This window comes from Aestuariivirga sp., assembly GCF_037139295.1.
Taxonomy (GTDB): domain Bacteria; phylum Pseudomonadota; class Alphaproteobacteria; order Rhizobiales; family Aestuariivirgaceae; genus Aestuariivirga.
The window spans coordinates 1-6307 of sequence record NZ_JBAXGR010000148.1; the positions used below are offsets into that span (position 1 = coordinate 1).

Sequence of the window (6307 nt, forward strand, 5' to 3'; positions counted from 1 at the left end):
AGCTGGCCGATTGTTCGGCCACGCAGAAGGATGGCTCGGAACTCTTCATCGTCGAAGGTGACTCGGCCGGCGGCTCCGCCAAGCAGGCGCGCAATCGCGAAACGCAGGCCGTTCTGCCCTTGCGCGGCAAGATCCTCAATGTCGCATCAGCAACGAAGGACAAACTTGCCGGTAACCAGCAACTCGCCGACTTGATCCAGGCCCTGGGCTGTGGCACCGCTTCGTCCTACCGCGAGGAAGACCTGCGCTACGACAAGATCATCATCATGACCGATGCCGACGTGGACGGTGCCCACATCGCATCCCTACTGATGACCTTTTTCTATCGCCAATTGCCGAAGCTGATCGACGAAGGGCACCTCTATCTTGCTGTCCCGCCGCTTTACAAGCTGGCGCAGGGCCCGAAGGTTGCCTATGCGCGGGACGAGAAACATCGCCAGGAGCTGATGCGCACCGAAATGTCGGGTCGTGGCAAGGTCGAGGTCAGCCGCTTCAAGGGCCTGGGTGAAATGCTGCCCTCACAGCTCAAGGAAACGACGATGGACCCGAAGAAGCGCCATCTGCTGCGCGTCACTCTAGAAGACGCCGCACGCGCCGACACCGCCAGGATTGTCGAGCAGCTCATGGGCAACAAGCCCGAAGAACGCTTTATTTTCATCTCGGAGCGCGCCGAGTTCGTGAGCGAAGACGGATTGGATATCTAGCAGGGTGAATTCGCCCAGTGGTTACCTTCACCCACAAAGAAAAAAGCACCGGCCTGCGGGGGGCCTGAGTTAGGCAACCAAGCGACGGTCGTTCAGTTGCCTCGCGACAGAGCTCGTCTAGGGCCGCGGCGCTTGGGCTTATGAGATCTGCCGCACACGCGATCTGTTCACCTTAAGCAAAAAACCCCGGCGGAACCGGGGCTGAGGCTGGGGTGAGAAGAAAGATAAATAAATCAGCGCTTGCGTGAGAGGCCGAGGTTGTCGGCAGTGATGCCTATGTCCTTGAGCAGGTAGTCGTTCAGATGGCGCGGCGTGCCATAGGTGCGCGTGCGCCCAAATTTTGCGAATGAGTGCTGGTTACGGCTGGTGAGCGAGTTGGCTGGCATGGCTTGTCCTTCCGTACGATATCAACGTTTGCGGCCGAGCCGCTCCACATCGCTGCGCGACAGGCCGATGTCCTTGAGCATGTGTTCGTCGAACCGGTTGAGCACCGAATAGGCGTCGCACCCCTCACGCCGCTCTCTGCGGGCAAACAGGGCGGCAGAATCTGCGAAGAATGACAATTTGTTCATTGCGCGCAGCCTCCTGTTGGATGCCAGTAGTTTTACTACGTGCTTCACAACGGCAGTGTGACAATTGCCACGATCATAAAAGAGATTTATGTAACTGCCCAAGTGCTCCGCATGACTTGAACGCTGATGCAAGTGTGTCCGATGTCGCGAAGCAGGTACTCGTCGGGAGTTTTAAGTTCGGAGATTGACGTCCGACGCTTCGCCGGGTGCAGCTGCGCGACAAAAGCTTGGGAGAGCCGGGTGCCAATCTGCAGGATGGTCATGGCGTGCTTTGGGTTGAAGGGGGTCTCCGCCGCCGGTCACGCCTCATAACGTCACAGCCGCCTTGATGGCCGTGAGCGCGGCCAGACAGGCGAGAATGGTCAGCACGATGCGGCGGAACCGTTGCGGGTCGGCCGCCTTGAAGCTGCGTGATCCCAGCCAGATGCCTGCGATCAGCGCGGGCAGGAAGGCGAGGGCCAGAAGACCCGATTCCCTGGTGACCAGTCCCTCGCGAGCCAGGAAACCCAAGCCCACCACATCTGTGAACAGGAAATAGGCGATGAGCGAGGCGCGCCCAGCGGCGTGGCCCGCCGGGCTTGCGAAGTAGAAGAGAACAACGGGCGGACCGCCCATGCCGAAGGCGCCATTGGCAAGGCCGGTTGCCGTGCCCACGGCGAGAGTTGCGGCTTTCGAGGGCATGGTCTTGAGGGTGAAGCCCCGCCATAGCAGAAAAGTCGCAACAAGCACAAAGCAAGCCAATGCGATCGTCATGGGAGCCTGGGGGGCATTGGCGAGTGCGTAGACGCCAAATGGCGTTCCAATCAACGCGCCGACCATGAGGGCGGCGAGCGAACCCCAGTGCACGTCCTTCCAGATCGATGGAAGCAGGTGAAGGCTTGCCGCGATCTCAAGCAGGAAGATGGCGGGAATGACCTGAGCCGGGGTGAGGATCAGTGACAGGGCTGTGATGGAGAGCAGCGAGAAGCCAAAGCCCGAATAGCCCCGCACGATCGCCGCGAGGAAGATGAAGCCAGAGGCGAGAGCGATCAGCAGCAGTTCAGGCACGGTCGGGAGGTTTCCTCGTTCCGGATAGAGGAAACCTTTCTTCGGTCCGCCGGGGTAGCGCCAAAGCCGTCCGAACTAGTGGACAGGTACTTTTATCTCCGGCGCGTAGCCTTCGGGCTCTATCAACCCGATGATGGCACCGGCGGTGTCGCTTACAACCGAGAGGCGACCCACGCCGGCAAGTCGGAAGGAGGGCCTTAAAATCTCACCGCCGGCTTGCCGGGCCCGGATCTGGGCAGCCGTGATGTCGTCCACCGCCAAGTAGGTCATCCAATGGGACGGGATGCCCTCGAAGTCGGGTTCGGTGAGGTGGAAGAGTCCGCCCACGGCGCGGCCCTCCTTGTGGGCTAGCCAGTAGCAGGTGCCGTCGGGCAGGGTGGTGGGCTGGAAATCCCAGCCGAGGGTGACGTTATAGAAGTGACGTGCCTGGTCGGGTTCCCAGGTGTTCAATTCATGCCACCAGACCTTCAGGGGCGATGACGCCATGCGATTCTTCCTTTCTGCCTGTTTCCGGGGTGGTCGAAGTCGCCGTCAGGCATAGAATCGGGTCCGAAGCGGGCAACCGTGTGACCAGACGACGATTCATTGTGGCAACCGGGTGCCCGGAGGTGCTAAATCCAGTGTGCGGCGCACAATAGGCCCCCTTGAAATGCCAAAAATGGCCTTTCAATCCGTCAAAATGGCCACTTTTTAGGGTTGACAGCGCGCGCTCCCGAACGTAAAACCCCGCACGCTTCCCAACGGCAGGCCCGTCGGTGCTCCGCGCATCGAAACGCTTTCGAGGGTAGCGAAGAGAAAACATTCAAGGTCAAGACCCTGCGGGCCCTGCCGGCTCCATGGTCCTCTGGTTTTGAGCACTGCGCGATCCATGAACCCGGATTGCGTCGGTGGTTTTGTTATGTGCAATCGGGTTCGAAGGTAGAGACAAGGCCACAATGCCGACGATCAACCAGCTCATTCGCAAGCCGCGCCAGGCGCCGACCTATCGTAACAAGGTCCCGGCGATGCAGGCTTGCCCGCAGAAGCGCGGCGTTTGCACGCGCGTCTACACCACCACGCCGAAGAAGCCGAATTCGGCTCTTCGCAAGGTGGCCAAGGTTCGCCTCACCAACGGCTTCGAAGTCGTGAGCTACATTCCGGGTGAAGGTCATAACCTCCAGGAACACTCTGTGGTCATGATCCGCGGCGGACGCGTGAAGGACCTTCCGGGTGTTCGCTACCACATCATTCGCGGCGTGCTCGACACCCAGGGCATCGTCAAGCGTCGTCAGCGCCGTTCGAAGTACGGCGCGAAGCGTCCGAAGTAAGATCGGGGAGATAGAACATGTCGCGTCGTCATCGCGCCGAAAAGCGTGAAATCAATCCGGATCCGAAGTTCGGCGACCTCGTCGTCTCGAAGTTCATGAACAACCTCATGTATGAGGGCAAGAAGTCGGTTGCCGAAGGCATCGTCTACGGCGCCTTCGACAAGATTCAGGCGAAGGCCAAGGCGGACCCCATCCAGGTGTTCCACGAGGCCCTCAACAACGTGGCTCCGGCCATCGAGGTTCGTTCCCGCCGCGTTGGCGGTGCGACCTACCAGGTCCCCGTCGAAGTTCGCACCGAGCGCCGCCAGGCTCTCGCCATTCGCTGGATCATCATCGCAGCCCGCAACCGCAACGAGACCACCATGGTCGACCGTCTGTCGGGCGAGTTGCTCGACGCCTCGCAGAACCGCGGCACCGCCGTGAAGAAGCGTGAAGACACCCACAAGATGGCGGAAGCAAACCGCGCCTTCTCGCACTACCGCTGGTAAGAGATACAGGACACTCAGATTATGGCCCGCGTTCACGCCCTCGAGGACTATCGCAACTTCGGCATCATGGCTCACATCGATGCTGGAAAGACGACGACCACCGAGCGCATTCTCTACTACACCGGCAAGAGCCACAAGATCGGTGAAGTACACGACGGCGCTGCGACCATGGACTTCATGGAGCAGGAGCAGGAGCGCGGCATCACCATCACGTCTGCCGCCACGACCGCCTTCTGGAACGGTCACCGGATGAACATCATCGACACCCCCGGCCACGTTGACTTCACCATTGAAGTCGAGCGTTCGCTGCGCGTGCTCGACGGCGCTGTCTGCGTGCTCGACTCGAACCAGGGCGTTGAGCCCCAGACCGAGACCGTGTGGCGCCAGGGTGACAAGTATTCGGTTCCGCGGATTGTCTTCTGCAACAAGATGGACAAGACCGGCGCCTCTTTTGAGCAGTGCATCAAGGACATCAAGGAGCGCCTCGGCGCCCGCCCCGTCCCGATCCAGCTGCCGATCGGCTCCGAGACCAACTTCAAGGGCATCATCGACCTCGTTCGCATGAAGGCCGTGGTGTGGGAAGACGAGGCGCTCGGCGCTAAGTTCCACGACGAGGACATTCCTGCTGACCTTCTGGACGCGTCCATTCAGGCTCGTGCCGAGATGGTCGAGGCTTGTGCCGAACTTGACGACCAGGCCATGGACGACTACCTGAATGGCAAGGAAATCGACAACGCGACGATCAAGAAGCTGCTGCGCAAGGCTGTTCTGACCGGCGCCTTCTTCCCGGTGCTCTGTGGCTCGGCCTTCAAGAACAAGGGCGTGCAACCGTTGCTCGACGCCGTCGTCGACTATCTCCCGTCGCCGCTCGACCGTCCGGCCATCAAGGGTATCGACCCGCGCAATGACGAAGAGACGACGCGTCCGTCGTCGGACACCGAGCCGCTGGCGCTTCTCGCCTTCAAGCTCATGGATGATCAGTATGGTATCCTGACCTTCTGTCGCATTTATTCCGGCGTCCTGCACAAGGGTACCGCTCTGCTGAACTCGACCCGCGAGAAGACCGAGCGTGTTGGTCGCATGGTTCTCATGCATGCCAATAACCGTGAGGAAATTGCCGAGGCCCATGCCGGCGATATCGTTGCTCTCGTTGGCCTTAAGGATACCCGCACCGGCGACACGCTGTGCGATCCTGCCAAGCCCGTCATTCTCGAAAAGATGGAGTTCCCGGAACCCGTCATCGAGATGAAGGTGGAGCCCAAGACGAAGGCCGACCAGGAAAAAATGGCCGTGGCGCTCTACAAGCTGGCCGCTGAGGATCCGTCGTTCCGCGTCTCGACCGACTCCGAGTCGGGAGAGACCATCATCAAGGGCATGGGCGAGCTTCATCTTGACATCAAGGTCGATATTCTGAAGCGCACCCACAAGGTTGAGGTTCAGGTAGGAGCCCCGCAGGTTGCCTACCGCGAAGCAATTACCCGCAAGGTGATCAAGGACTACACACACAAGAAGCAGACTGGCGGCACTGGGCAGTTCGCCCGCGTCATCCTTGAAATCGAGCCGAACGAGGCCGGTGCAGGCAATGCCTTCGAGTCCCGCGTCGTTGGCGGCTCGGTACCGAAGGAATACATCCCCGGCGTCGAAAAGGGCTTGAACTCGGTTCTGTCCTCCGGCCCGCTCATCGGCTTCCCGGTGGTTGACCTCAAGGTGGCGCTCATTGACGGCGCCTACCACGAAGTTGACTCCTCCGCGATCGCCTTCGAAATCGCCACTCGCGCGGCTATGCGCGAAGCCTTTGAGAACGCCGGAGCTGTTCTTCTCGAGCCGATGATGAAGGTTGAGGTGACGTCGCCGGAAGATTTCGTTGGGTCCGTGATCGGCGATCTGAACTCTCGGCGTGGCCAGATTGTCGGCACATCGATGCGCGGTAATGCCAACATCATCAATGCGCTGGTGCCGCTCGCCAACATGTTCGGCTACATCAACAACCTTCGGTCGATGAGCCAGGGGCGTGCCTCCTACACCATGCAGTTCGACCACTATGCCCAGGTTCCTGGCGCCGTGGCCGAAGATATCAAGAAGAAATACGCGTAATTAATTTGAGAAACGGAGACATCCGATGGGCAAAGAGAAGTTCAACCGCGACAAGCCGCATTGCAACATTGGCACGATTGGCCACGTTGACCACG

Annotated in this window: 8 protein-coding genes; 4 read left to right on the forward strand and 4 right to left on the reverse strand. The window is 60.0% G+C overall.

Going from position 1 to position 6307, the window contains the following annotated elements; genetic code table 11:
• On the forward strand, window positions 1–704 hold a 704-nt coding region (locus WCJ41_RS19605), incomplete at its 5' end, for a toprim domain-containing protein (protein ID WP_336907526.1).
• 233 nt (window positions 705–937) lie between these two features.
• On the opposite strand, the gene WCJ41_RS19610 is transcribed toward WCJ41_RS19605, so the two are convergent.
• From WCJ41_RS19610 to WCJ41_RS19625, 4 genes are all read right to left on the reverse strand, one after another.
• The gene (locus WCJ41_RS19610) at window positions 938–1090 is read right to left on the reverse strand and encodes a hypothetical protein (RefSeq protein ID WP_336907527.1); all 153 of its coding nucleotides are present in this window, start codon (window positions 1088–1090) and stop codon (window positions 938–940) included.
• A 21-nt stretch (window positions 1091–1111) separates the two neighbouring features.
• The gene (locus WCJ41_RS19615) at window positions 1112–1276 is read right to left on the reverse strand and encodes a DUF1127 domain-containing protein (RefSeq protein ID WP_336907528.1); all 165 of its coding nucleotides are present in this window, start codon (window positions 1274–1276) and stop codon (window positions 1112–1114) included.
• A 306-nt stretch (window positions 1277–1582) separates the two neighbouring features.
• The gene (locus WCJ41_RS19620) at window positions 1583–2323 is read right to left on the reverse strand and encodes a sulfite exporter TauE/SafE family protein (RefSeq protein ID WP_336907529.1); all 741 of its coding nucleotides are present in this window, start codon (window positions 2321–2323) and stop codon (window positions 1583–1585) included.
• A 75-nt stretch (window positions 2324–2398) separates the two neighbouring features.
• Window positions 2399–2809, reverse strand: a complete 411-nt coding sequence (locus WCJ41_RS19625; protein WP_336907530.1) for a VOC family protein — start codon at window positions 2807–2809, stop codon at window positions 2399–2401.
• Between the two features lie 449 nt (window positions 2810–3258).
• Between WCJ41_RS19625 and rpsL the strand changes: the two genes are divergently transcribed.
• From rpsL to fusA, 3 genes are read left to right on the forward strand one after another with little or no spacing between them, the layout of a single operon-like run.
• On the forward strand, window positions 3259–3630 hold the full coding sequence (rpsL, locus tag WCJ41_RS19630; protein ID WP_111200369.1) for a 30S ribosomal protein S12: 372 nt from the start codon (window positions 3259–3261) through the stop codon (window positions 3628–3630).
• A gap of 17 nt (window positions 3631–3647) precedes the next feature.
• Window positions 3648–4118: a 30S ribosomal protein S7 gene (gene rpsG, locus WCJ41_RS19635; protein WP_336907531.1), complete on the forward strand. Its 471-nt coding sequence runs from the start codon at window positions 3648–3650 to the stop codon at window positions 4116–4118.
• A 21-nt stretch (window positions 4119–4139) separates the two neighbouring features.
• Window positions 4140–6212: an elongation factor G gene (gene fusA, locus WCJ41_RS19640; protein ID WP_336907532.1), complete on the forward strand. Its 2073-nt coding sequence runs from the start codon at window positions 4140–4142 to the stop codon at window positions 6210–6212.
• The last annotated feature ends 95 nt before the right edge of the window (window positions 6213–6307 follow it).

What these genes read in the sequence shown, in the direction of transcription:
- WCJ41_RS19610 (WP_336907527.1), bottom strand. Translation starts at nt 1,090, where the DNA reads ATGCCAGCCAACTCGCTCACCAGCCGTAACCAGCACTCATTCGCAAAA.
- WCJ41_RS19615 (WP_336907528.1), bottom strand. Translation starts at nt 1,276, where the DNA reads ATGAACAAATTGTCATTCTTCGCAGATTCTGCCGCCCTGTTTGCCCGC.
- WCJ41_RS19625 (WP_336907530.1), bottom strand. Translation starts at nt 2,809, where the DNA reads ATGGCGTCATCGCCCCTGAAGGTCTGGTGGCATGAATTGAACACCTGG.
- rpsL (WP_111200369.1), top strand. Translation starts at nt 3,259, where the DNA reads ATGCCGACGATCAACCAGCTCATTCGCAAGCCGCGCCAGGCGCCGACC.
- rpsG (WP_336907531.1), top strand. Translation starts at nt 3,648, where the DNA reads ATGTCGCGTCGTCATCGCGCCGAAAAGCGTGAAATCAATCCGGATCCG.
- fusA (WP_336907532.1), top strand. Translation starts at nt 4,140, where the DNA reads ATGGCCCGCGTTCACGCCCTCGAGGACTATCGCAACTTCGGCATCATG.